The following is a 22,756-nucleotide window of genomic DNA, read 5'->3' on the forward strand; positions in this document are numbered from 1 at the left end:
GCGGTCTACTCCTCCGTCCGGGGCCGGGAGCCGAGTACGAGTTCCCCGACCGTGCCCTCAAGGAGCGGGTCGCGTCCCGAGGCGGTGGCGAAGGCCGCGGCGTCCCCGCCGCCCAGGCCGCACACGGCCAGGTCCATCGCGGTGGCCACCAGGTAGAGGGTCTGGTAGAGCACGCCCACGTGTTTGAGGACCAGCGGGTAGGCGACGGTCTCGTACTTCCACATCACCCGGCCGAACCGGGCCGCCACCAGCAGCACCACCTGTGGATCCGCCTCCAGCATGGCGGCGCCCCGAGCCTGGCCGACCAGCGCCTCGGTGGCCTTGCCCGGCTCGGCGACGAGCTCCAGCTCGTGCCGGTCGGTCGCGTAGTGCCACAGGCCGGGCGGCAGTCCCTCGCACGCCGTCACCAGCGGGTAGACCTCCAGCTCGTGTACGGCGCCGCCGCTCGGATACGGCCGGTCGGCCAGTTCCTGGCCGTCGCCGCCGGTCATGGTGCCCCGCCTGCGCAGGCTCCGGTAGAGCAGCTCGCCGAGCTGGGCGAGGGTGATCGGTCTGTCCTGGTCATGGGCGCGGATCGAGCGGCGCCGTTCGAGCACCTCGGTGAGCGACGGGTCCCCGGCCGCGATCTCGTCCAGGTCGGGCACCGGCAGCGCGACGGTCCGGGTACCGGCTGGCGGCGGGGAGACCGGTTCCGGTGCGAAGCGGTCCTTGATGGGATAGGTCCCGCCGTATCCGCCGACCGAGGCGGGGAAGCGGGTACGGGAGTGGAAGGCCAGGTCGGCGGGGTGCCACTGGGCGTAGGGGCGCTCGGCCACCTCCACGTCCTCATCGGGACCGCCCGGCGCCAGCAGGCCGGCCGTGGCCAGCAGCCGCAGCACCGGGGCGGGCACCGAGGTGCTCCAGGTCGCCAGCTCGCCGAGCAGCCCGGCGGCCTGCGGCGTCAGCTCGACGGCCAGGTGCCGGCCGGGGGTCTGCAGGGTCAGCGTGCCGTCCACCACCCGCGCCTCGGCGAAGCGCGACAGCCGTACCGGGCCCGCGGGGGCCGCCGCCGGCAGCGTCGAGCCCCGGCCGACGGAGAAGAGCCTGGCCACCACGGTGCCGTCCACCGCCGCGGCGTGTTCGAGCAGTCCGGAGGTGTTCAGCCCGCGGAACAGCAGGTGCCAGCGGAGCAGTCCCGCCTCGCCGTCCGCCGTGGTCACCGCGCCTGCCAGGGCGGCGTCATCGTGGTCGCCCTCGGCCAGCAGCTTCAGGGCCGTGCCCTGTCCCGGTGACAGGTTCCTCAGTTCGAGAGCCGTGCTGGTCAGTTGGATGCGCTCACCGGAGAACGACGCGTCCCGGCGCAGCCGGGAGACGATGATGGGGTTCATGGGGGGACCGTTCACTTAGAAGAACACGTTCCAGGAGTTGATCTCGTCCTGGGGGGTCGGCCGGTCGAGCCAGCCGAGCCGTACCGGTGCGTCGTAGAGGCGGCCCGGTGCCAGGCGGCGCCAGAAGTGCCGCAGGCCGGGCGCCATCACCTTGACGACGTTCAGGTCCAGGTCGGGACGGGTCTGGTCGAGGACGATCACTTCGGATCCCGCCGCCTCGATCGAGTCCACGCATCGGCGCACGCACACGGCCAGGTCGGTGGGGGCGGGCGGGCCGACGGTGACCGGCGCGAGGTCCTCCGCAGGCAGCAGCCAGGGCTCCCCCTCCAGCCTGGCCTCCTTGCACCAGGCCAGCATCTCCGGGTCGTCCACCCGGTAGAGCGTGTTGCCCTGCTCGTCACGCCGTTCCACGGTCGGCAGGAACTGGTTGAGCTCGGTGAGCGCGCGGAACGCCGCGATGCGCGGATCGGGGTGGCAGCCGAAGCCGACCATGATGTCCTCCACCTCGTGGCGGCGCCGGGAGACCGCGGCGTACACCGGGATGCCCACGTCGGTGGTGAGGTCGAGCATCCACAGGTCACGGTCCATGGCCCCGTAGAAGTCCCGCAGCTCGCCCACGTAGGGGTCGTTCAGCGAGTCGAGGTCGAAGGCGGGGCGGCGCAGCCGGTTGTACCACCACAGCGCCACGGAGTCGCGCTCGACCAGCTCGCAGATGCCCTGCAGGATGGCCTCCTCCAGGGTGTTGCCCGCCGCGCTGCCGTTGGAGTCGGCGATGCAGAAGAAGTGGCGGTAGAGGTCGGGGTGGCCGTACCAGGCGTAGGCGGCGGGGACCAGCCGTTCCTCGTCGCGGGTCAGCGACCAGGCCCGCGACCAGTCGAACGGCACGTTCTCCTCGAACGGGTCGGGCACCTGCTGCAGCCGGTGCGCCGGGTCGGCGTTCCACTCCTTGCGCCCGGCCCGCTGCTCGTCGGAGAAGAGCAGCAACCGGTCGGGGTGCACCGCGGTCGCCGGATCCAGGTCGGCGTAGGCGGCCTGGATGACCACCTCGTCCCCCCGCCAGACCCCCGAGTACCGTTCGATCGCCTCGCAGACCGCGCTGACCTTCGCCTGGATCTCCGAGCGCCCCTTGCCGCCGCTCTGCCCGCGCAGGTTGCGGCGGAGCAGGTCCATGCTGTCGTTGACCATGGCGAAGTTGTGGCCGGCGGCGTAGCTGTAGGTCAGGCCACTGGGGTCGGCACCGATCGAGACCAGCTTGGTGATCGCGCCCAGATGGGGGCTGATGTGCCGCTCCAGCCGCGCGAACGTCTCCTGTGGCTGGTTGACCCGGTAACCGCCGTCGGTGACGTGGTTGGCCTGCCGCGGGGCGAGCACGATCTTGGGGTTGCCGTCGGACGGCGTGCCGCACGAGGGACACTGCGGCTGGCGGATCAGTATGTGCCTGCTGGTCTCCATGGTCGCCAGGTCGAGGGCGACCATCTGACCGCAGAGCGCACCCGGCTCGCCGGTCGCCACGATCCTGGCGACCTCGGCCGCCAGCATCCCGGCCAGCGCCAGCGGTCCGGCCGCGATCTGCGCGCGCACCGGGTGGAACGGCGTCCGCTCGCCCCGCTTCCCCGCCAGGTAGCGCTCCAGCTGGCGGTTGCCGCTGAGCCGTTGCGCCAGGCACGACCAGCAGCCCGTGTGGTCGGGATCGAGGAAGGGGCCGAGCCACGGGCTGACACCGCCCGGTTTGGCCAGCAGCCAGGGGAGCCCGGATGCCAGCTGCGACGCGTTGCGGCGCTCCAGGGCCGGGTCGAGGTAGTCGTCCACGAGCACGACCGAGACCCCCTCGGCGGGCACCTCGTCGATCGCGCCGGTGAGCACCTTCAACCCCAGCTCGGTCAGGGCGGCCGTGACCGGTGTGGCGTCCACCCCCTCGGCGGCCGCGACGGTGACCGGCGTGCCCTTCGTGACGGCCGCCGGATCGATGCCCAGCGCGTCCCAGTAGGCCAGCACCTTCTCCGGCAGGTCCGGCCTGCCCTCCGCGAGGTGCCCCGCCGCCTCGTAGCGGCGCAGCGTGGTCAGCACCGTGGTGAATGGAACGCTCCCGGACAGCTCCTGGACGATCTCACTCACGCTCCTGCGGCCGTCAAGGTAGGGGAGCACCGCCACGGCGGCCTTCCCCGGCACCAGGAAGTCCTTCCCCTCGGCGAACAGGAAGACCCGGGATCCGTCCACGACCTCGACATGGAAATGGGCCTTTAGTCGTGGACTCTCCATCAGCATCCGCCTTTTTATAACAAGCTCTCGACAACCCTCTTCAGTGCGGATTTAAACACGGGGGGACCCGGATGGTGAATGCGCAAAAAATCGTACGCATCGCGCGGCCGATACTTAGGGCGCCGACGTATTCGCCTCGGTATCACCACGCCGGACGCCCGGGATCGGCGCCCGTGGCCCACTTCTGAACCGGTACCGCCGAGAAAGACGGGCACCGAACCCGTTGAGATCCGTATCGGGAGAATGGGACGATGAAGCATGGCACCGCTTCTTCACAGAGACAGAGAACTGGCTGTCTTCCGAGAGGCTCTCGACGAACTACGGGCCGGCCGCCCTACCGTCGCGGCGATCCTGGGCGGAAACGGAATGGGCAAGAGTTCCCTGCTCGGCGCCATGACTGAAATGCTTCCCCCGCGCAGTCTGGTGCTGCGGGCACGCTGTCATCCGAGCGAGAGCCATTTCGCCTACGGTATGGTCCGCCAGCTCTTCGACCCGGTGATGTCCGCCGGCGAGCGGCCCCGCGGGCAGTTCGACCGCGCCGCCGACGATGACGGCGCCGCCACCCAGGACCTGCTGATCAGCCTGTTCCACATGACCCGCGACCTGGTCGCGGAGCAGCCGGTGGTCATCGCGATCGACGACCTGTCCTTCGCCGACATGCCGTCGCTGCGCTGGTTCTCCTATATCGCGCGCCGCCTGGACGACCTGCCGGTGATGATGATCGCCACGCTGCCCGGCAGCCCCCCGGCCGGGCTGGGCACGGATCTGGCCAAGCTGCCGTACGCGCGGTTCGTCCAGCTCAGACCGTTCTGCGCCACCTGCACGGCCGACTTCGTCGCCGAGGCGCTGGGTGCGCCGCCCGATGTGGAGCTGGCCGCGCTCTGTCACACGCTCTCGCAGGGGAACCCGCTGGTGTTGCGCCAGCTGACCAGCCGGATGCGGCAGGCCAGGATCAGCCCGGGCGAGCCCGACCCCGACCAGGTGCTGGAGATCGGCACGGCGGCCCTGTCCGCCACCGTGCTCGAATGGCTGCACGACCACGACCCGGTGGCCTACGAACTGCTCACCCAGCTCGCCGTCATGGGACCGGACACCGACGTCACCGTGGCGGCGATCCTGCTGAGTCAGGGCGAGCCGCAGATCCGGCAGGCCCGCCGGGCCCTCGCCCAGGCGGGTCTGATCACGGCGGGGTCGCCCGTGCGGTTCCACAACCCCCTGATCCGCACGGCCGTACTGTCGCGCATCGACAACCAGACCCGGCTCGGCCTGCACGAACGCGGGGCCGCGCTGCTGGCCAGGCTGGGCGCGCCGGCCGCCCAGACCGCCGAGCACCTGATGCTCACCGATTCCGACTGGGGCGTTCCGGTGCTGCGCAGGGCGGCCACCGAGGCGGTCGCGGCCCGCGAGTACGACGACGCGACCCGTTACCTGCGCCGCGCGCTGGCCTGCTCCGACGATCCGGCCACCATTCACGAGCTGACCCTGCAGCTCGGCACGGTCGAGCTCCGCCATGACCTGGACGCCTGCGTCCGGCACGCGGAGACACTGGTCAGCACCGCGCCCGACCCCGTCAGGCGGGCCAGGTCGCTGCTGAACCTGGCCAGCCCCGCGCTGGTCGCCAGCACGGTGGGGGTCCGGCCGTTCGTCACCGTGGCCCACGAGCTGGCGGCCATGGCGGACCCGCCGAGGGAGCCGCTGCTCCGGCTGACCGCGCAGGGGGTGCTGTCCGGGTACCGCGCCGGGTTGCGCAGGTCGGTGCGGATGGCCTCCTCGGGCGTGCCGGACTCGGCCGCGAAGGAGCTCGCCGGCGCGCTGGCGGCGATGGTCGCGGCGAGCGGGCGGTACCCGGGCACCGCCAGGCGGCTGGCGACGCGGGCCACCCGGGAACGCTCTCGCCGGGATCGGCCCGCGGGAACCGGGCTGGTGGGCGCCGCGCTGGCGTTCGGCTGGACGGGGCAGCCGGAGGAGGCGCTGGCCGTGTGCGGCAGGATCCTGCAGGACGCCCGCACCTGGGACCAGCCGGATCTGCACGCGCTCGGGCTGCTCCTGCGGGCCGATATCGGCCACCGGCGGGGCGACTCGGCCGACAGCCTGCGGGACGCGCTCGACGCGCGGGAGGGGGCCGAGCGGATCGGCGCGCGGGTGCTGACCACGGCGGCGCGCGCCTGTGGCGCGCGGGCCCTGATCCGGATGGGCCGCGCGCAGGACGCCGCGGAGCTGGTACGTGAGATGACGATGCCCGCGGACGCCCATCCGCTGATCAAGAGCCTGATCCTGGAGGTTCAGGGACTGATCGCGGCGGCGGCGGGCGACCACGTCACCGCGCTGAGCCTGTTCCTCGACTGCGGGCACCGGCTCTCCGCCCGCGGCATCACCAACCCCGCCTGCCTGCCCTGGCGCGCGCACGCCGCCAAGGCGTACAACGCGCTGGGCGAGCACACCGCGGCCCGTACGATCGCCGCCGAACCGTCGGCGAGCCCGGAGCACGCGCCGGACGCGCAGCCGCCGCAGGCCCAGATCCTGCTCACCCCCGCCGAGCAGCGGGTCGTCGAGCTGGTACGGCAGGGCATGAGCAGCATGGAGGTCGCCGAGCGGCTCTGCCTGAGCAAGCGCACCATCGACACTCACCTGGGCCGCATCTACCGCAAGCTCGGTATCCGGGGACGGCACCAGCTGGCCGCCGCCCTCGGACTGTGACCGGCCCCTGATCAGTGCGGTGACACCGGCTCGGTGGACCGTCCGATGCCCAGCCTCGGCTCGGTGACCAGGTACAGCCTGTCGGCGGTGCCGTCGGTGTTCTCGCGGTCCTGGCCCGCGGTCAGCTCGCCGGCCAGCACCATCGCGTCCAGCGGGGCCGCACCGCCGACGCGGGTGGCGTCGTCCAGGTCGGTCAGGCCCGCGGTGATCGAGGCGAAGGCGCCGTCGGGGGGTGCCTGGGCGCCGCTGACGCGCTTCCTCATCAGCTCCGGATACTGGCCTCTGGCCAGGCGCTGCGCCAGCCAGAAGTAGCTGTTCCTGCCCCGGTACTGCTCGTAGAAGCCGGCGACCATGGAGAACATCCGGCCGTAGGCGTTGCGGTAGTGGGACTCGTAGAATCCCAGCGCCTCGCGCTCGGCGACCTCCCCCGCGTGTGCGGACAGGATGGTCGCGGCCGCCAGCATGCCGCTGTACATGGCCAGGTGCACGCCGGTGGAGAGCAGCGGGTCCAGGAAGCAGGCGGAGTCGCCCGCCAGGAAGTAGCCGGGGCCGCAGAAGCTGTCAGCCGAGTAGGAGAAGTCCTGCTCGACGCGGACCTCGCCTTGGAAGTCGCCGCTCGCCACCAGTTCCGTCACCGTCTCCGACTCCGCGACCAGGGTCAGGAACATCTCGTCCGGCGAGGAGAACCCGGACCTGCGGGCCAGGAACTGGTCCTTGTGGGTGACGAAGCCCACGCTGTAGACGTCGCCGCTGAGCGGGATGACCCAGTACCAGCCGTTGGGGGAGGAGATCACGTTGATGCCGCCCCTGGGAGTGCTGGGCAGCAGGGCGCCGCCCCGGTAGTAGCCCCAGATGGCGACGTTGCGGAAGACGTCGTGCGGCCGCCGGTTGCGGAAGTGCTGTGCGGAGAGCACGCCGGCGCGGCCGGAGGCGTCCACCACGAAGTCGGCCGCGGTCTCCTGGCGGTGCCCTTCGTGTACCCATTCCACGCCCACGGCGCGGCCGTCGTCGAAGCCGACCTTCCGCACGCGGGCCCCGTGGACCACCTGCACGCCCTGCTCGGCGGCGTGCTTGAGCAGGACGTCGTCGAAGTCGGCGCGGTCCACCTGCCAGGATCGAACCTGGTCGCCGAAGAGGTCCGGCCAGTTGATCGTCCAGTCGCGCTCCGCGCCCCAGCGGAGCAGCAGGCCCTCCTTGACCTGGTAGCCGCGGGCCTCGACCTTCTCCCGCGCGCCGACGAGGTCGATGATGGCCCGGCAGGAGGAGGAGATCGACTCGCCGATGTGGTAGCGGGGGAAGAAGTCCCGTTCCAGCAGGCGCACCCGGGCGCCGGCCCGGGCCAGCAGCGCCGAGGAGATCGCTCCCGCCGGGCCCCCTCCTATGACCACCACGTCAGGCGCCATGGAATACCCCTCCCGCAGGAAAACTGCTAACCGTTGAATCCTCGCAAAGTGCAGCGAATATTGTTAATACGTATTTATACGCATTTATGGATTAATTCAGGTTGGTGAGGCCGAAGACCGCGCCCAGCGGGTCGGCGAGCAGGCCGCCTTCCAGCGGGCGGGCCCCGGCCGCCAGGGCCGCCGCGACGGCGGCGTCGCCGTCGCCGTCGCCGTCGCCGTCGCCGTCGCCGTCACTGGCACTGGCACCGGCACCGGCACCGGCGCCGAAGAACGGCACCCAGCCGGTCCTGGCGGAGGGGCGGATCACCAGGGGCGCGTCGCCGTACAGGCTCCGGTAGAACTCCGTCGCCGCCTCCTGGCGGGAGGTGTGCAGCTCGCAGGCGCACAGGGCGCCGGGCTCGTCCACCAGGACCACGCCCTCGTCCCTGCCGCCCTCCCAGAAGCCAACCGCCGCACCTGAGGGGTCGACCGCCAGGCAGAGGCGGCCGTTCCCGCCCGCGGGCACCGGGCCCATCACGATCCGGCCGCCCAGGCGCCCGACCTCCGCCCGGGTGTGGCCGAGGTCCTTGGCGGCCAGGTAGACGTTCCAGGACGAGCCGAAGGCCGGGCCCATCGGGCTGGGGCCGAGGCCGCCGATGATCTCTCCGCGCAACGTGATCAGGTGGTAGCCGCGACTGTTCTCCCTGGTGAACTCCCAGCCGAAGAGGTCGCCGTAGAACTGTTTCGCGCCGGTCAGATCGACGGTGATGTGATCAACCCAGCACGGTGTTCCCGGGCCGTACGCGGTCCGCCGGGGCATGGGGGCTCCTTCTGGATCCTGTCGTCGATGAGTGCCGCGGCCTCCTCCGCGCCGCCGAACTCCGGCATGAGCAGCCGGTAGCGGGGCGCGTCGGCCAGTTCCGTGGCGGCCGGCGGCCAGATGTGCGGCTGGAACGACCAGGGCTCAAGCCTGCAGCGGTCGTCGTCTCCCTGGCAGAGCCTGACCAGCGTGGGCGGGGCGAGCCTGGCGGTGATCGGGACGGGCGGGCCCAGCCGCTCGGGGCGGACCAGAACGGACTCCCCGGCCAGTGCGGGATGAGCCTGCCGCCAGGTCGCCGGGTCCGGTTCCTGGCCGATCAGCCCGCCGCTCCTCGCCGACTCCAGGGCGCCGCCGCGCAGGTCCAGCGGGATGTGGAAGGGGAGCGTGTGCCCGGTGGTCCGGTCGACCACGAGGAGTTGCCCCGACACCGGCCGCCAGGACCGGCCGGCCAGTGCGGCCGCCACGCCGGCGCCGGGCGAGCAGGCACTGCCGATCAGCGCGACCGTCACGTCGTCCTTGGTCATGACGACGGCACGCATCACCAGGTAGAGATGGTCGAGTACGGCGAACGGAGGAAGCGGTGGCGGCATGGTGCTCCATCCCCGGAACACGCGACGCTGCAGCAACATCCCGTCGGGACGCTGGACCAGCAGTTCTCCCTCTGCGGCCTTATTGGTGAGAAGCTTCACGACCAGTTGTGCTTCGCCGGCCTCCACCAGATGGGGGCCGAACAGGAACGCCAGGTCGGTGGGGTCGAGTTTGGTCAGCACCATGATGGTCATACCGAAGAAACTCAATAACAGGGGCAACTATCCCCCCCTTACGGGTGTCCTAATCTAGGAATTCTTACAATCAGGTCAAGCAGTGTCTACTCTCTCAGATAACGCCAGCCCCGCAAATACCGCTTTTGCCGACATTTTCGGACACTCAAGCAGGGGGAGGTGTCCGGAGTTATGAATCGTACGAATATCGCATTGTGCCACCATCTTTCCCAGCATTTTGGCATTGTCTATGAAGACCGGCATGTCCGAATCTCCGATGATCACCGTGGTTCTGGCCCTGATCCGGATCAGATCCTCGGCCGAGTGCCGATGCGTGGTGAGCCCCGCCATCGCCCCGCTGTCCAGCTCGGCCCAGGAGTGCCTGCCGATCACCTCCCGTAGCCGGGCACGCAGTTCCGGATGAGCCTCGGTGCCGCGGAAGATGTCCGGCGGGGAGCTCATCCACAGCTCGGCCATCTGCTCCCGCGCGCCGCCCGCCCTGCGCAACATCATGAGCTCCAGGTAACGCCGCCTGGCCGCGGGGTCGGGTGGCGCACCGCCGAGCGTCGGCGCCGCGAGCACCAGGTGCCGCACCACCTCGGGCGCCTCCAGGGCCATCTGCAGCGCGACGCAGGAGCCGAAGGAGAGCCCCACGACCCGGTCCGCCCGCTCGGCCGAGGCGATCTCGGCCAGCCGTACCGCCAGGGCGGGCAGCGTCACACCGGGCCGCAGCGGCTCGGAGCCGCCGTGACCGGGGAGATCCACGCCGATGTGCCGCCAGCCGGGCAGCAGCCTCCACAGCGGTTCCCACAGGGTGAGGTCCATGGTGTAGCCGTGCACCCACAGCACCGCCGGACCCGTCCCCGACTCGACCACGCGCAGCCCGCTCACGCCGGCTCCCGAAAGCCCGCGCAGAACCTCCGGTAGGCCACCACGGCCGCGTCCCCGCCGTCGAAGCGGGGCACCACCTGCGGATTCAACCGTTCCCAGACCACCGCGTCCTCGGCCAGCGCCCGCTCGCTGCCGCTGATGAGCAGCGGCAGCTCGCCCTGCTGCTCGGGGCGGACGCCGATCGCCACCCGCGCCACGCACCCGCCGCTCTCCCGGGGCACGGCGGCGGTGACGATGACCTGCTCCCACCCCGGCGGCCCGAACCGGGTGACGACCACCCCGGGACTGTAGGCGCATGCCAGGAAGCGCGCCCGGGTGACCGAAGGACCGGAGGTGCTCCCCGGCTTGGCCCCCATGACGAACTCGCCCTCGATGACCAGCTCGCCCTCGTCCCCGTCCCGATGCGCCATCCCGCGGAGCCGCGGCACCTTGTGCACCTCGGTGAAGTGGTCGATGTCGAAGGCGTTCTCCACGATCATCGCCGGATCGACGTCCACCGGCCTGACCACGGCCGCGGTGAGCGGGTGGGTCCCGCCCAGCTCCTTGATCGCCCGGGTGAGTCCCCGGTCGTCGTCAGGGGTGTCCGCGAGCCGTACGAACACGGCCTCGCCGGAGACGATCACGTGGTGCTCGCGTACCGACCACCGCCTGGTGGTGTCGCCCAGCGCGATCCGGCGGCCGTGGAACGGGCAGACCAGGCAGTCACCCGAGAGCCGTCCCCCGTAGCCGAGATGCGCGCCCCGATGCGGGCAGTCGGCGTCGAAGACCCGGATCCCCGTCTCGTCCCGCACGGCCACCAGCCGCCGGGTCCCGATCTCCAGAGGGGTCACCTCGGCTGTCAGCTCGGAGGTGAAGGCCGGTAGGTACCAGCCGGAATGCGGTGTCCCCAACTGCGCTGTCATCAGCCCATCGCCTCCAGGAGCCGGTCGGCGGCGAGCACCCCGCTGGCGATCGCCCCCTGAACCCACGGCAGCCGCGTTCCCGAGACCGTGGCCTCGCCCGCGAAGAAGAGTGTGTCGGCGACCGGCTCGGCCCAGCGCGCTGGAGCCCGCTCGGCGCCGAGCAGCGGCGCGGTGAACGCGCCCCGGCTCCACGGGTCGGCCCCCCAGTCGGCGATCCGCCTGCCCAGCACCCGGGCCCCCGCCGCCCAGGGCAGCGCCACCGTGAGCATGGCCGACAGGTCGGGACCGGTGGCGGCCCGCACGCAGGCGGCCGCCGCGTCCTTGGCCACGATCAACGCCTCGGGGCGCCCCTCGCGGCAGCTCACGAAGCCGCTGACCCCGTCCGCGTCGAACACCGACGCGGTCTCCGGCGCGGGCACCGACAGGGTCGCGACCACGCAGCAGCCGTCACCCGCCGCCAGCTCCCGGGCGGCCTCGATCTTGTGCTCGGGCAGATCCTTGATGGTGAGCGTGCCGTGGGTCACCACGGCGGGCGGCACGGTCACCACCACCCGCTCCGCCTCCACGGTCCCGGACTGCGTCAGCGCGGCGACCCGTCCCGGCGACCAGCCGAGCACCTGGACCGGGTGTCCGGTGTGCACCTCCAGCCCCGCCGCCAGCCGTCGCGGCAGCAGGTCGAACCCGCCGGACACGACGTACTCTCCCTGCCCGGCGTCGTCCCCCCGCTGGGCCGCGGCCACACCGGCGGCGCTGAGCCGCTCCGGGTCCGCGGCCCAGCTCTGCCGGAACCACTCGCTCGCCACCGGGTAAGGCCCGCCGACGTCGCCGAGCCAGCCGTGCACCGACCCGCCGGCCTCGGCGCCCTCCGCGTTCAGCCTGGCCTCCAGCAGCCAGGGCGGATGCGGTGTGCGGGCCAGCGCCCCCATGGGACGGCCCACCCGCCCGCTGATCACCCGGGCCGCGGTCGGCCGCGGCGCCGTCCCGGTCTCCACCAGCCCGTGGACGGGGTTGCGGTCACCGTGGACGACCTGCGCGCCCAGCTCCAGCGGGGGTCCGCCGTCCGCGGGACGGAAGGTCAGTATCCGCCCGCCGATCCGTGACCTGGCCTCAAGGACCACGGTGCGCACCCCGGCCCTGGCCAGGCGGTCGGCACAGGTCAGCCCGCTGACGCCGGCGCCGATCACGAGGACCTCAGCACGCATCCCCGCCTCCCAGCCGCACCGGAAGGGCGCGCAGCCGCCGGGGGATCAGCGTGGCGGCCCAGACCGGCTCCGGATCGGCCAGCGACGCGGCGGGGAACCGCTCGGCCAGCCGGGCCAGCAGCACCGCCCCGGTCTGCCGGACGAGCTGCGCCGCCAGGCAGAAGTGCGGCCCTCCGCCAAAGGCCAGATGCGGGTTGGGCGTCCGGTCGAGCACCAGCTCCCCGGCCTTTTCGAAAACGGCCGGATCCCGGTTGGCGGCGGCCACGATCGCCAGCACCCTGGCCCCCTGGGGCACCTGCCCCCCGGGCAGCGCCACGTTCCGGATCGCGACCCTGGCCGTGAACGGAATGGGCGCCTCCAGCCGCAGCAACTCATCCATCGCGGTACGCGCCGGCTCCCGGCCGCCCTCGCGCAGTACGGCCAGCGCCTCGGGCCGGGGCAGCAGCCAGTACAGCGCGTTGCCGATCGCCTCGGCCAGCGGCTGCCACCCGCCCACCACGGCCAGCCCGAGCACCCCCAGCATCTCCCGCCTGCTCAGCCGGTCGTCGGCGGCCAGCCGGGCCAGCGGGCTGGGCGGCGCGGACGCGCAGTGCGCGTCCAGGAACCGGGTCAGCTCTCCCATGGCCGACCTGCCCAGCGCCGCCACCTGCGGCCCGGCCAGCGGATCCAGATTGATCGAGGCCGCCTGGGCGAGCTGCGCGAAGACCTTCCGGCCGCTCTCCGCCAGCCCGAACAGCCGCAGGAAGACCGAGGTGGCCAGCGGGCTCCCGATCTCCGTGACCGCGTCGACCACGGTCCGCTCCGCCAGCCGGTCGAGAAGCCCGTCCACGTCGGCGGCGATCGCCTCGGCCACCGACGCGATCGCCGCGGGTCCGAGCAGCAGCAGCCCCGGCGCGCGCAACCGGGTGTGATCGGGCGGGTCCGTGGTGAGCATCGACGGCGGCAACTCCTCGTCGCGCGCCCGCCCCTGCTGCCCGGCACTCGCCGAGAAACCCTGGTCACGCAGTACGGCGGCGCAGTCGGCGTGCCCGGTCACCAGCCAGAGCCGCGACGCCGCGTCGTAGTGGACCGGAGCGCGGGCGCGCAGCCAGTCGTAGGCCGGATAGGGATCGGCCCGTCCCGCGGGGGAGAAGGGGTGAGCCAGGTGGGCAGGGAACCGGATCTGGGTGCCTACCGTCACGCGTCAGTCTCCCTTGCGATCGCTTACCTGATCAGCGCACACGCGCGTTGCGCCAGCCGAACGTCAGCGCGGTCAGCAGCAGGCCGCCGACCGCCCACAGTCCGAGGACCAGCGCGATGCGGCCGAGCTCCCACCCGCCCGCCGGTTCCACGACGGTGAAGCCGTCCGGCAGGAACACCGAACGGAACCCCTGCGCCATCCACTTCACCGGGAAGAGCGCGGCCGTGTTCTGCATCCACTCGGGAAGCTGGTGAAAGGGGTAGAAGACCCCGGAGATGAACTGCAGCACCATGAACACCGGCGTCACGATCGCCGCGGCGGACCGGCTGTTCGGGATGGCCGCGCTGTAGGCGATCCCGGCCAGCGCGCAGGTGACGGTACCCAGCGTCAGCACCCAGGCGAGGGTGAACCAGCGGTGCGCGGTGCTCGGCCAGGGCAACCCGAACGCGGTCACCGCGATGCCGAGCAGCAGCACCGTCTCCACCACGGTGGTCACCACGACCTTGACCAGCTTGCCGATGAAGTAGGCGGGCTTGGGCATCGGCGTCATGGCCAGCCTGCTGATGAGGCCGGTGTCCCGCTCGATGGCGATGTTGATGGCCAGCCCGGAGAAGGCGGTGCTCATCACACCGGCGGCCACGATGCCCGCCATGAAGACCTGCCGGAAATCGGTCTGGGTGCCCTCCACCTTGCCGGTGAAGATCGCGCCGAACACCACAAGCAGGATCACCGGAAAGAAGAGGGTGAAGACCAGGGACTGCCTGTTGCGGAAGAACGACTTCAGCTCGACCGACGACCGGGCGACACTGGCCCGCCACAGCCCGGGCAGCAACCCCTCCCCGAGTTCCCGGCCGGGGGCGCGAACGGAATCGGTGAGGCTCACTTGTTCTCCTCCGGCTGTTGTCGATGCCGGTCGATGAGGTTGAGGTAGATCTCTTCCAAGGTGGGACGGTGCACGATCAGCTCGGGCAGCTCGGCCTCGGCCCAGGACGCCAGCAGGCTCACCAGCCGGGTCGGCTCCGAGGTCAGCACGGTGACCAGGTCACCCGCGCCCGTCGGTCCCGGTTCGAGCACCGCTCCACGGGGCAGCTCGGGGAGTTCCCGGCCGGCCAGCGACTCGGAGCGCCGGAACGACACGGCGGCCGAGGTCGTCGCACGCCCACCCAGCTCGCTCGGCGGTCCGCAGGCCACCAGCCGGCCGCCCGCGATCACACCGACCCGCGCGGCCAGCGTCTCGGCCTCGTCCAGGTAGTGGGTGGTGAGCACCGTGGTGCAGCCGCGCGCGGCGAAGAACCGCACCAGGTCCCACGCCTCGCGGCGGGCGACCGGATCGAGCCCGGTGGTGGGCTCGTCCAGAAAGATCAACTCGGGGTCGCCGATCACGCCGACGGCCACGTCCAGACGGCGCTGCTGGCCGCCGGAGAGCTCCGTGGTCTTCTTCTTCTCGTACGTTCCCAGACCGACCATGTCGAGCACCTGCGTGGGCGGCAGCGGCCTGGGATACATGGCGGCGAACTGCCTGACCACCTCACCCACGGTGAGATCGGGGTAGGCGCCGGTGGATTGGCTGACCACCCCGATACGCGCCCGCCATTCCCGTGGGTCCCTGGCCGGATCCTGGCCGAGGACCTCCACGTCTCCACCGCTCCGCCGCCGTACTCCCGTCAGTATTTCGACGGTCGTGGTCTTTCCCGCGCCGTTCGGCCCGAGCAAGGCGAACACCTCGCCGCGGTGTACCCGCAGGCTCAGATCGGTGAGCACCAGGTGCTCTCCATAACGCTTGTTCAGGCCGGTGACGGCGACCGGGTCGTTTTCCGCGGCGGCGGAAAGCATCGACTTACTCCTCCGATGGAGACGGGAACGGGAACGGCATGGCGATTTTGGAAATCCAGTGAATTCAGTGAATTCAGTGAATTCAGTGAATGCTGGAGATGCGGTGAATCAGGTGCAGCAGCAGCACGGGCAGCAGCAGTAGTAGCAGGCGGCCGCGTCGGCGGCGCCGGCCGCGATGTCGGACAGGTCGCCCTCGCTGAGCTCGGCCGCGTCGACCACCGGGGTCTCGGGGATGTGGAGCTCGTACTGGCCGGTCGCCAGACCGACCTCCCAGAGGCCGACCTGGACGTCCAGGTTGCCCTCCTCGTGCCCCTCGGGAATGTGGCGCACGATGACGATCTCGGCGTCCTCCGGGATGGTCAGACCGGACTCGGCCAGCGCGGCGCGCGGGTCCGCGTTCAGCCGGGCCGCGTACTCCTCGTCCGACCAGGCGGTGATGAGGGTGCGGGTGTAGGCGTTGATGAATTCCGCCCGCTCCTGCGGTTCGAGCGCCATGTCATTCTCCCTCTGTTTGTTTACCGCTGCTTTCTGCGTCGGCAACTGAAAGGACTGTCGCATGGCGCACGGCACATACCAAGACTTAAGTTATTCGCCATTGATGTAAGTATTGATACGTTCATCAACGCAGTGTTACATTAGCAGCATGCCACAGTACGGATGTGCTCATCAATGACATTCAATACGTATATCCGGTACTCGTGAATACGTATCAGAGATACTTAAGCACCGTTAAGCGGAGGCGTCGGTGACGACTACCAGCACGCAGCTGCCCCCGGGACCGCCCGGCCCGGTGGACATGGAACGCATGCGTAGCGACCCACTGGGGTTCGTGACCGGCCTGGCCCGTCGCTACGGGGACGTCACCGGCCACCACGCGAACGGCGAGACCGTGTTCATGGCGCATCGCCCGGATCTCGCCCGGCACATCCTCAAGGACAACGTCGGTAACTACACGAAGGAGAACACGCCCGACGACCACATGCTCCGCCCGCTACTCGGAAACGGCCTGCTCACCAGCGACGGCGCGGAATGGGCGCGGCAGCGCCGGCTCTGTGCCCCGGCCTTCCGCCGCAGCGCGGTCGCCTCCTTCGACCAGATCATCACCGACGAGACCTCGGCGCTGCTGGCCCGCTGGCGTGCCGCCGCGGAGACCGGCGCACCCCAGCCGATCGACCACCACCTCACCTCGCTGACCCTGTCGATCCTGACCCGCGCGGTGCTCGACGTGGACCTCGGCGCGGCGGGCGACGGGTTCGGCCGCGCGGTGGACGCCGTCAATCGCTTCATCGGCCACTACGTACCCGACCCCGACCCCGACCCGGCGGACACGAGCCGCCGCCGGCGGGAGTACGCACGCGCCCGCGCCCTGCTCGACATGATGACGCGCACCGTCATCGCCTCCCGCCGGGCCGCTCCCACCGCCACCGGCACCCTGCTCGACACCATGCTCGGCGCCCTGTCCGACGCGGACCTCCGCGACCAGGTGCTGACCTTGATCATGGCCGGTCACGAGACCACCGCCAAGGCCCTGACCTGGACCTTCTATCTACTGGACCGCCATCCGGAAGAGGCGGAACGGGTCCGGGCCGAGGTCGACCGGGTGCTGGGCGGACGCCCGCCCACGGCCGCGGACCTGCCCGACCTGCCGCTCTGCCGCCGGGCCGTACAGGAGGCGATGCGCCTGTACCCCCCGGTCTGGCTGATCTCCCGCCGTGCGACCGGCCCCGACGAGCTCGACGGCCATCCGGTACGGCCGGGCACGCTCGTCTGCGTCAGCCAGTGGGTCCTGCACCGCGACCCCCGCTACTGGGACCGCCCGGATGCGTACGTACCCGACCGCTTCGACGGCGTCGACCTCCCGAGTCATCTGTACCTGCCGTTCGGCGGCGGCGAGCGCGTCTGCATCGGCCGGCACCTGGCGCTGATCGAGGCGACGCTGGTCCTGGCGATGCTGTCTCAGACGGTACGGCTGACGCTGGAACCCGGCTTCCCGGTGGAACCGGAGGCGCTGGTGACGCTACGGCCGAAGCACGGCATGCACATGATCGTGAGCCCCCGATGACCACTCTCCCCACACCCCCGCACCCCCCGGCCACCGTCACCGGCCGTGGCGCCGCTCTCGACACCCCGGCCCCGGACTCCGGTACTCCGAGGTCGTACGCCGGTCCGTACGACCCCGCCACCCCGCCGTACGCGGGTCCGCCCGGCCCCGCCGACCGGCCGGATCCCAACACCCCGACCCCGAACGCCGGTTCGTACAACCCCGCCACCACCACCGCGGGTGGGCTGGCGGGAGAGCTGGCGCGGCTGGAGGCACAGGCGGAGCTCTCGTTCGACGAGGAGCTGAGCCTGCTGCGCGAACTGGGCCTGACCGCGTCGGGCGGCCCGCTGGTCGAGATCGGCGCGGGGTCCGGCGCGATCACCAGGCGGCTGCGGCGGGCGCTGCCCGAGTTGTCACTGGTCGCCGTGGACATCGACCCGGACCTGCTCGCCCATGCCGAGGGCGCCGACGCCGAACTGATCGTCGCCGATGCCGCCGACCTGCCCCTGGAGACGGCGAGCGCGCAGTACGTACTCCTCAGGTACGTCCTTCAGCACCTTCCCGATCCCGGACCGGCCCTCGCCGAGGCACGCAGGATCCTCCGCCCCGGTGGCCGGATCCTGGTCACCGAGGTGGACGCCTCCTGCTGGGGGCTGGCCGACCCGGTCTACCCGGAACTGGTGGGAGTGCACGCCAAGATGGCGGCGACCCAGCAGGCCGCCGGCGGTGATCGCACGATCGGCCGCCGTCTCACCCGCCTGCTCCGTGACGCCGGCTTCACGGAGGTCGCCCTTCGCCCGTTCGCCACCACCAACGACACCCGGCCCACGGATGACTTCGCCCCCCACCTCGGCCCAGGACGGCTGCAGCCGCTCGTGACCGCCGGAGTGTTGTCGCTCCGCGAGTTCGCCCTCGCCGCCGACCGCTGGAACCGGTTCCGCGCAGATCCCAACGCCTGGGTGATGCTCCTCGGGTTCACCGCAGCCGGTACCGCCCCCGACGCCTCTCAGAACGGCCGTCACCCCACCGAAGGAATCCAGTGAACACCAACGTCAAGATCTTCATCACGATCTTCTGCTACATCAGCGCGGTGATGGGCCTCGTCACCGCCGTCATCCAGGCCAGCACCACCCCCGCCAACACCCCCGGAGCCATCGGTTCCGGAGTCGTCGGCGGCATCTTCCTGGTAGCCGGCGTGGCCCTGAGCCGCAAACCCCGCTACTAGCCGCGTACGACACCTCTCTGCGGCCGGCGGCCGGCAGCAGGGAGGTGTCCCGGTGTGCCGTCCTGCCGGAGCGGGTGATCGCGAGGTCACCCGGCTCATCTCCACGGGACGCCAGGTGGGGATCGGCGGCGAGTTCGCGCTCCGTCACGGACGCGTCGGATTCGCCGCCGAGGGGCCTGATATCGGCCATCGGCCAAGAGGTCACCGCCGAAATCCTCGACGTCGATATCGAGCACGGACGCGTACCCCTTTCCCGCAAAGCGCTCCAGGAAGACCCACTGCTCGATCTCCAAATCCCCGCCATCGGCGCTCACAGCCAGTCGTGTTCACGCGCGTACCGCGCCGCTTCGTGCCGGGTCCGGGTCTGAGTCTTCTGCATCGCATTCGAGAGGTAGTTACGCACCGTGCCCTCTGCCAGGTGAAGTCGGGTGGCGATGTCGGCGGCCGAATAGCCTTCGCCGGTCGCCCGCAGCACATCGATCTCGCGGTCGGTGAGCGGGCAGTCGTCGACGACGGCGAGTGCGGAGACATCCGGGTCGATCCATCGCCTGCCCTCGTGCAGGGTTTTGATGACCGAAACGATGTGCGCCGGTTCCGCGGACTTGCTGACGAAACCCTGGACTCCGAGCTTCAGTGCCCTGCGCAGCACGCCGGGCCTGGCATGGCGGGTCAGCATGAGGATCACCTGCTCCGGCCGCTCGCGGCGGATCTCCGCGACGGCGCCGAGTCCGTCCACGCCGGGCATCTCCAGATCGATGACGAGCACATCGGGCCGGTGTCGCAGCGTGGCCTGGACGGCCGCCGCACCCTCTTCCGCTTCGGCGAGCACGGTGATCTCGCCCTCGAGTGGGAGCAACGACGCCAGCGCTTTGCGGAGGAGTGCCTCGTCGTCGGCGAGTACCACGGTGGTCATCAGTCGTCCTTTCCCGCTTTTAGAGGGCAGCGTCCGAACGACCGTGCGGGAATGCCGCAGCCGTCAGGAAACGCCCGTCTTTCTGTTCCACCATCAGCTCGCCTCCGTTGCCCACCACTCGTTCCTTGAGCGTGGCGAGCCCCCGCAGTTCGGGCAGCGGACCCTCTTGCACGCCGTCGTTGACGATGGTGATGCCCGACTCCGACAGGGTGATGCGCACCTGCTCGGCCTGCGCATGCCGCAGGATGTTGGTCGTCGTCTCCCGCAGGACCTGGCCGAGCAGCTCGCCTGCGTGCGCGTCGACCTCGGCCTCACGGTCGACGCGCACGCGGATGCCCGCGGCCTCGAAGAGGTTCTTCGCGTTCTCCAGCTCAGCGGACAGGTTGAGCCGCCGCTGCGCGTAGGCGAGCTCCTTGGTCTGGGTGATGGTGTCGCTGACCAAGGCATGCACCTCGCGCAGTTCCTGCTCCACTCGTTCGGCGTCGCTGTGCACCAGCTTCTGGGCCAGCGCGATCTTCAGCTTCACCACATGCAGCGTGTGGCCCTGGATATCGTGCAGATCACTGGCAAAACGCATGCGCTCCCGGATGACGGCCAGCTCCGCTTCGCGTTCTCGTGCCTCCTCCAGCTCCGCAACGAGGCCGTAGAACCTCTGGTTGGGGAACATGAGGCCGGTCAGCACCGCTGTGGCGCCCGCGGGAACGATGACGTATCCGATCAGAACACCGGAGAGATCTTCCTGGGTGACCAACAGCCTCGCCGCGCCTACTACGGCGACGTAGGCGATCAGCCCCAGGGCTGCCCAGCCTCGATGGCGCGGCAGCTGGGGGACGGCGAGGGAGCCCACGATCAAAATGCCGTAGAACGCCGAGTTGCTGTCCATCACCAGCACTCCGAGAAGCCACACGGCCGCAGCGATGATCAGGCAGGGGAGCGCGACGCGGGAGATGTCGCGCGCCGCCCACCACACGAAGGCCACCAGGGCCGCGACCACGCCCAGACCCAGGACGATGACGTGCCACCAGGTCTGGGCATCGGTCGCCACCCGCAGCGCCCCTACGACAGCGAGCAGCGGGAGGAACATGGTGAGATTGAGTCTGCGCAGCCGTCTCCGCGTCGCCTCGGTGTGCTCGGACATCGGGTGTGCCGCTGCCCGGGCCGGCCTCACCGGTCCTCACCTGGCCGCCGAGCCGTCAGGCTGAACAGCGGGACCGCCACAGCGCTCGCCACAGCGCTCGCCACAGTGAGGACCGCGGCCGTCCACATCAGCCACTGGTTGTTCTCCAACCACGACTCCCCGCCGTCAGGCAAGAGACCGACGCCGAGGTAGTGGAGGAAGAACGCCGCGCAGACCAGGCGCAGGGGTTCGGTGCCCATGGGTGGCTCTCCGGGATCGAACAGCAGAGTCTGTCCAGTATTCTTCCGGTCTCGTGGCGGCACCAGTGACGCTGCGTCATACGTTCACCCAAGAAATGTCATGGCGAGGTCATGACGTGGTCGCACTGCCCGGTGAGCGCGGCGGCTGCTGGGATCAACAGCATGTCCTCGACACCAGTCATCGACGTTGAACGTCTGAACCTCACCTACGGCGACTTCCATGCCGTGAAGGATCTGTCCTTCCAGGTGGAGCGCGGAGAGCTCTACGCTCTGCTCGGCACGAACGGGGCGGGGAAGACCTCGACCCTGGAGACCATCGAAGGCCACCGTACGGCCACCTCGGGCACCGTGCGGGTCTTCGGGCAGAGCCCACGAGACCGGCGCGCCGTGCGGCCCAGGATGGGCATCATGCTGCAGGACAGCGGGTTCTCCCCGGACCTGACGGTGAAGGAATCGGTCCGGCTGATCGGAAAACTCACCCAGCGCACGGACACGGTCGAACGCGTGCTCAGCGTTGTGAATCTCACTCGCAAGGCCGGCATCAAGGTGTCCCAGCTCTCCGGCGGCGAGAAGCGGCGTCTGGACTTCGCCACCGCCGTGTACGGGACGCCTGAGCTGATCTTCCTGGACGAGCCCACCACCGGCCTGGACATCCAGTCCCGCGACGATCTGTGGGACACCGTGAACAAGCTGCGCGAAGACGGCTCCACCGTCGTTCTCACCACGCACTACCTGGAAGAGGCGCAGCAGTACGCCGACCGTATCGGTCTCATGCACAAGGGCACCTTCCACCGGGAGGGGACCGTCTCCGAACTGACGCGGACCCTGCCGGCCGCCATCCGCTTCTCCCTTGTGGCCCCCGCACCGGCGCTGCCGCTGCAGGCCACGCGCGAGAGTGACGGGAAGTTCCTCATCGAGACCTTCGGCTTGCAGAAGGACCTGTACACCCTGCTCCGCTGGGCGCAGGACCACGCGGTGGAGCTGCGGGAACTCCAAGCCGGACCGACCCGGCTCGACGATGTCTTCCGCGCCCTCGACAGCGACTAGACCACTCCCCGACTTCCAGGAAAAGGACCTTCGCCATGCTCTCGATCGCTCTCAGTGAGCTGGTCCAGATCTTCCGGAACCGGTTGGTTCTGGTCACCAGTGTCGTCATGCCCGCGGTGGTCAGCGCGTTCTTCATCTACCAGCACGAGGGCTTCGCGGCCCTGGGCAGCCTCGGATACATCGCGGCGGTGGTGATGTTCACCGTGGGGGCGTTCGGGCTCTACACCACCGCGGTGACCACGCTGGCCTCCCGCCGGCAGAACCTCTTCCTCAAGCGGTTGCGCTCCACCGCGGCGAGCGACGCCGGCATCCTCTCCGGGCTGTTGCTCCCGGTCACCGTCATCTCGCTGGTCCAGGTGGTCGTGATCATGACCGTGCTGGCCGTGGTCACCGGCCGGCCGGACAACATTCTCCTCCTGGCGGCGGCCGTCCTCTCGATGGTGATCATGATGCTCGGCCTGGGACTGGCCACGGCGGGACTGACGGACTCCCCCGAGCACGCCCAGGTGACCACGCTGCCCATCAGCCTGGGCACCATCGCCGTGACCAGCTGGGTGGGGATCACCGGCACCGAGGAGCTCACCCTGCTCAAGCGGCTGCTTCCCGGCGGCTCGGCCACCGAACTGGTCGTCAACGCCTGGAACGGCGGCGTTCCCGTCACGGAGTCCCTGGTGCTCCTGGCGCCCACGCTGAGCTGGGTCGTTGTCGCCGTCGCGCTGGCTTCCCGGATCTTCCGCTGGGAGCCGCGCCGATGACGACGCCCGGCGTGGGTCATCCATGGGTGCGGAGGACGCAACCGACTGGGTGAGTGCTGTGGATCATGTGTCGTTCGATTCGGCTGCGCCGTGGCGGCACGGTT

The 22,756-nt window shown here is 70.5% G+C and carries 21 protein-coding genes; 6 read left to right on the forward strand and 15 right to left on the reverse strand.

Features of this window, described 5'->3' with window-relative positions; translation table 11 throughout:
• Window positions 1-5 precede the first annotated feature (5 nt).
• Both ABZU75_RS02895 and ABZU75_RS02900 read right to left on the reverse strand, forming a co-directional pair.
• Window positions 6-1,367 (reverse strand): SagB family peptide dehydrogenase, encoded by a 1,362-nt coding sequence (locus ABZU75_RS02895; RefSeq protein WP_355548793.1) that lies wholly within the window; start codon window positions 1,365-1,367, stop codon window positions 6-8.
• 15 nt (window positions 1,368-1,382) lie between these two features.
• Entirely contained in the window at window positions 1,383-3,632 is a 2,250-nt protein-coding gene (locus tag ABZU75_RS02900) for a TOMM precursor leader peptide-binding protein (RefSeq protein ID WP_355548796.1), read from the reverse strand.
• Between the two features lie 252 nt (window positions 3,633-3,884).
• Between ABZU75_RS02900 and ABZU75_RS02905 the strand changes: the two genes are divergently transcribed.
• A complete protein-coding gene (locus tag ABZU75_RS02905) occupies window positions 3,885-6,323 on the forward strand; it encodes an AAA family ATPase (protein WP_355548799.1) in 2,439 nt (812 codons plus the stop codon).
• 11 nt (window positions 6,324-6,334) lie between these two features.
• Here the strand turns inward: ABZU75_RS02905 and ABZU75_RS02910 are convergent, their stop codons facing one another.
• The 10 genes from ABZU75_RS02910 to ABZU75_RS02955 all read right to left on the reverse strand — a co-directional run bounded on the left by ABZU75_RS02910 (window position 6,335) and on the right by ABZU75_RS02955 (window position 15,789).
• A complete protein-coding gene (locus tag ABZU75_RS02910) occupies window positions 6,335-7,726 on the reverse strand; it encodes an NAD(P)/FAD-dependent oxidoreductase (protein ID WP_355548802.1) in 1,392 nt (463 codons plus the stop codon).
• 91 nt (window positions 7,727-7,817) lie between these two features.
• Complete coding sequence (locus tag ABZU75_RS02915) at window positions 7,818-8,525, reverse strand: VOC family protein (RefSeq protein ID WP_355548805.1); 708 nt, start codon at window positions 8,523-8,525, stop codon at window positions 7,818-7,820.
• Window positions 8,459-9,307 (reverse strand): hypothetical protein, encoded by an 849-nt coding sequence (locus ABZU75_RS02920; RefSeq protein WP_355548808.1) that lies wholly within the window; start codon window positions 9,305-9,307, stop codon window positions 8,459-8,461. The genes ABZU75_RS02915 and ABZU75_RS02920 overlap by 67 nt, the downstream gene beginning before the upstream one ends.
• A gap of 75 nt (window positions 9,308-9,382) precedes the next feature.
• Window positions 9,383-10,177: an alpha/beta hydrolase gene (locus ABZU75_RS02925; protein ID WP_355548811.1), complete on the reverse strand. Its 795-nt coding sequence runs from the start codon at window positions 10,175-10,177 to the stop codon at window positions 9,383-9,385.
• A complete protein-coding gene (locus tag ABZU75_RS02930) occupies window positions 10,174-11,079 on the reverse strand; it encodes a Rieske 2Fe-2S domain-containing protein (protein WP_355548814.1) in 906 nt (301 codons plus the stop codon). Before ABZU75_RS02930 ends, ABZU75_RS02925 begins: the two co-directional genes overlap by 4 nt.
• Window positions 11,079-12,281, reverse strand: a complete 1,203-nt coding sequence (locus ABZU75_RS02935; RefSeq protein WP_355548817.1) for an FAD-dependent oxidoreductase — start codon at window positions 12,279-12,281, stop codon at window positions 11,079-11,081. Before ABZU75_RS02935 ends, ABZU75_RS02930 begins: the two co-directional genes overlap by 1 nt.
• Entirely contained in the window at window positions 12,271-13,461 is a 1,191-nt protein-coding gene (locus ABZU75_RS02940) for a cytochrome P450 (protein ID WP_355548820.1), read from the reverse strand. The genes ABZU75_RS02935 and ABZU75_RS02940 overlap by 11 nt, the downstream gene beginning before the upstream one ends.
• Before the next feature lie 31 nt (window positions 13,462-13,492).
• Window positions 13,493-14,344, reverse strand: coding sequence for an ABC transporter permease (locus ABZU75_RS02945; RefSeq protein ID WP_355548823.1), 852 nt, complete (start codon window positions 14,342-14,344; stop codon window positions 13,493-13,495).
• A complete protein-coding gene (locus ABZU75_RS02950; protein WP_355548826.1) occupies window positions 14,341-15,294 on the reverse strand; it encodes an ABC transporter ATP-binding protein in 954 nt (317 codons plus the stop codon). Before ABZU75_RS02950 ends, ABZU75_RS02945 begins: the two co-directional genes overlap by 4 nt.
• Before the next feature lie 108 nt (window positions 15,295-15,402).
• Complete coding sequence (locus ABZU75_RS02955; protein WP_350912396.1) at window positions 15,403-15,789, reverse strand: hypothetical protein; 387 nt, start codon at window positions 15,787-15,789, stop codon at window positions 15,403-15,405.
• 250 nt (window positions 15,790-16,039) lie between these two features.
• Between ABZU75_RS02955 and ABZU75_RS02960 the strand changes: the two genes are divergently transcribed.
• The 3 genes from ABZU75_RS02960 to ABZU75_RS02970 are packed head-to-tail and all read left to right on the forward strand — an operon-like array spanning window position 16,040 to window position 18,560.
• The gene (locus tag ABZU75_RS02960) at window positions 16,040-17,356 is read left to right on the forward strand and encodes a cytochrome P450 (RefSeq protein WP_355548831.1); all 1,317 of its coding nucleotides are present in this window, start codon (window positions 16,040-16,042) and stop codon (window positions 17,354-17,356) included.
• Window positions 17,353-18,378 (forward strand): methyltransferase domain-containing protein, encoded by a 1,026-nt coding sequence (locus tag ABZU75_RS02965; protein WP_355548834.1) that lies wholly within the window; start codon window positions 17,353-17,355, stop codon window positions 18,376-18,378. The genes ABZU75_RS02960 and ABZU75_RS02965 overlap by 4 nt, the downstream gene beginning before the upstream one ends.
• Complete coding sequence (locus ABZU75_RS02970) at window positions 18,375-18,560, forward strand: hypothetical protein (protein ID WP_030913265.1); 186 nt, start codon at window positions 18,375-18,377, stop codon at window positions 18,558-18,560. The genes ABZU75_RS02965 and ABZU75_RS02970 overlap by 4 nt, the downstream gene beginning before the upstream one ends.
• 310 nt (window positions 18,561-18,870) lie before the next feature.
• Here ABZU75_RS02970 and ABZU75_RS02975 read toward each other — a convergent pair whose 3' ends face one another.
• The 3 genes from ABZU75_RS02975 to ABZU75_RS02985 are packed head-to-tail and all read right to left on the reverse strand — an operon-like array spanning window position 18,871 to window position 20,850.
• The gene (locus tag ABZU75_RS02975) at window positions 18,871-19,473 is read right to left on the reverse strand and encodes a response regulator transcription factor (protein WP_355548838.1); all 603 of its coding nucleotides are present in this window, start codon (window positions 19,471-19,473) and stop codon (window positions 18,871-18,873) included.
• A 19-nt stretch (window positions 19,474-19,492) separates the two neighbouring features.
• On the reverse strand, window positions 19,493-20,611 hold the full coding sequence (locus ABZU75_RS02980; protein ID WP_355548841.1) for a histidine kinase: 1,119 nt from the start codon (window positions 20,609-20,611) through the stop codon (window positions 19,493-19,495).
• Between the two features lie 26 nt (window positions 20,612-20,637).
• Window positions 20,638-20,850 carry a hypothetical protein gene (locus ABZU75_RS02985; RefSeq protein ID WP_355548844.1) on the reverse strand — a complete coding sequence of 71 codons (213 nt, stop codon included), beginning with the start codon at window positions 20,848-20,850 and terminating at the stop codon, window positions 20,638-20,640.
• Window positions 20,851-21,012: 162 nt separating this feature from the next.
• On the opposite strand from ABZU75_RS02985, the gene ABZU75_RS02990 reads away from it, so the two are divergent.
• Both ABZU75_RS02990 and ABZU75_RS02995 read left to right on the forward strand, forming a co-directional pair.
• Window positions 21,013-21,897, forward strand: a complete 885-nt coding sequence (locus ABZU75_RS02990) for an ABC transporter ATP-binding protein (RefSeq protein WP_355548847.1) — start codon at window positions 21,013-21,015, stop codon at window positions 21,895-21,897.
• 35 nt (window positions 21,898-21,932) lie between these two features.
• The gene (locus ABZU75_RS02995; protein ID WP_355548850.1) at window positions 21,933-22,652 is read left to right on the forward strand and encodes an ABC transporter permease; all 720 of its coding nucleotides are present in this window, start codon (window positions 21,933-21,935) and stop codon (window positions 22,650-22,652) included.
• The last annotated feature ends 104 nt before the right edge of the window (window positions 22,653-22,756 follow it).

This window comes from Streptosporangium sp. NPDC005286 (genome assembly GCF_040607515.1).
GTDB lineage: Bacteria > Actinomycetota > Actinomycetes > Streptosporangiales > Streptosporangiaceae > Streptosporangium.

Bases quoted from the DNA above. Each gene is read 5' to 3' on its own strand.
- ABZU75_RS02965 (WP_355548834.1), top strand. From the start codon at position 17,353: ATGACCACTCTCCCCACACCCCCGCACCCCCCGGCCACCGTCACCGGC.
- ABZU75_RS02900 (WP_355548796.1), bottom strand. From the start codon at position 3,632: ATGCTGATGGAGAGTCCACGACTAAAGGCCCATTTCCATGTCGAGGTC.
- ABZU75_RS02950 (WP_355548826.1), bottom strand. From the start codon at position 15,294: ATGCTTTCCGCCGCCGCGGAAAACGACCCGGTCGCCGTCACCGGCCTG.
- ABZU75_RS02910 (WP_355548802.1), bottom strand. From the start codon at position 7,726: ATGGCGCCTGACGTGGTGGTCATAGGAGGGGGCCCGGCGGGAGCGATC.
- ABZU75_RS02985 (WP_355548844.1), bottom strand. From the start codon at position 20,850: ATGGGCACCGAACCCCTGCGCCTGGTCTGCGCGGCGTTCTTCCTCCAC.
- ABZU75_RS02895 (WP_355548793.1), bottom strand. From the start codon at position 1,367: ATGAACCCCATCATCGTCTCCCGGCTGCGCCGGGACGCGTCGTTCTCC.
- ABZU75_RS02995 (WP_355548850.1), top strand. From the start codon at position 21,933: ATGCTCTCGATCGCTCTCAGTGAGCTGGTCCAGATCTTCCGGAACCGG.
- ABZU75_RS02990 (WP_355548847.1), top strand. From the start codon at position 21,013: ATGTCCTCGACACCAGTCATCGACGTTGAACGTCTGAACCTCACCTAC.
- ABZU75_RS02920 (WP_355548808.1), bottom strand. From the start codon at position 9,307: ATGACCATCATGGTGCTGACCAAACTCGACCCCACCGACCTGGCGTTC.
- ABZU75_RS02975 (WP_355548838.1), bottom strand. From the start codon at position 19,473: ATGACCACCGTGGTACTCGCCGACGACGAGGCACTCCTCCGCAAAGCG.
- ABZU75_RS02915 (WP_355548805.1), bottom strand. From the start codon at position 8,525: ATGCCCCGGCGGACCGCGTACGGCCCGGGAACACCGTGCTGGGTTGAT.
- ABZU75_RS02980 (WP_355548841.1), bottom strand. From the start codon at position 20,611: ATGTCCGAGCACACCGAGGCGACGCGGAGACGGCTGCGCAGACTCAAT.
- ABZU75_RS02930 (WP_355548814.1), bottom strand. From the start codon at position 11,079: ATGACAGCGCAGTTGGGGACACCGCATTCCGGCTGGTACCTACCGGCC.
- ABZU75_RS02905 (WP_355548799.1), top strand. From the start codon at position 3,885: ATGGCACCGCTTCTTCACAGAGACAGAGAACTGGCTGTCTTCCGAGAG.
- ABZU75_RS02935 (WP_355548817.1), bottom strand. From the start codon at position 12,281: ATGCGTGCTGAGGTCCTCGTGATCGGCGCCGGCGTCAGCGGGCTGACC.
- ABZU75_RS02955 (WP_350912396.1), bottom strand. From the start codon at position 15,789: ATGGCGCTCGAACCGCAGGAGCGGGCGGAATTCATCAACGCCTACACC.